Annotated in this window: 1 protein-coding gene; it reads right to left on the reverse strand. The window is 33.2% G+C overall.

Annotation, left to right across the window (positions count from 1 at the left end; genetic code table 11):
* A partial coding sequence (locus DV740_RS14625; RefSeq protein ID WP_118087261.1) for an alpha/beta hydrolase occupies positions 1 to 738 on the reverse strand: 738 nt, incomplete at its 3' end.
* Positions 739 to 763 lie beyond the last annotated feature (25 nt).

A 763-nucleotide genomic window follows, 5' to 3' on the forward strand; every position in this document is an offset into this window, starting at 1 on the left:
CTTTACTATTTCTAATAGTTTTCTCACATAATCATCTGCGTGGTTTATTGAAAACTCTCCATGATACATATTAGGAAGAACTTGTATAAAACTATCCTGCAATTTTTCATGAATGATTTTAGCAGATTTTTTCATTGATTGCTTTTCTTTTTCTCCAACATAAATTTGAACGGTTGCTTCACACTCTCCAATGCCATCTTTTAGTGAATATACTGAGTTTTCCTGTAAAAAGGCAATCATATCACTCTTTCTAATAGCACAAGTATCTTTGTAATATTCATCAAACAAATTCGACTTTATTCGTAGTGATTTGAATTGCAATTTTGAAAACCACTTATACTTTATTAAGCCATAGCAACTTCCAAACGCCGGTTTAATCATAGAATATGTAAATTTTGAAGGTATCACAAGTACACTTTCCACTATTGCATACTTACATATATCTTTGCGTTGAGATAAAATTTCAAGCAAAATCTGCCCTCCAAGCGATAGTCCTCCCATCATTAAAACAGAACCGCCCAATTTGCTATTTACAAATTCTATAATATCCAAAGCATTATTCTCTATCGTTGTAAACTGCTTATCACATCCTGCATGACCATCTAATATAGGCAAAACCACATGATAATCTGTTTGAAGTCTTTCAGCAACCTCTTTGTAATTCCACCATGATAAACCGCCTCCGTGTAAGAGGATAATTACATCGCTGTTTTCTTTTCCATATTCTACATAATTCAACCTCTTTCACCTCGCTGTAAACTTC

Source organism: Roseburia sp. AF02-12, from assembly GCF_003461765.1.
Classification (GTDB): domain Bacteria; phylum Bacillota; class Clostridia; order Lachnospirales; family Lachnospiraceae; genus Roseburia_C; species Roseburia_C amylophila.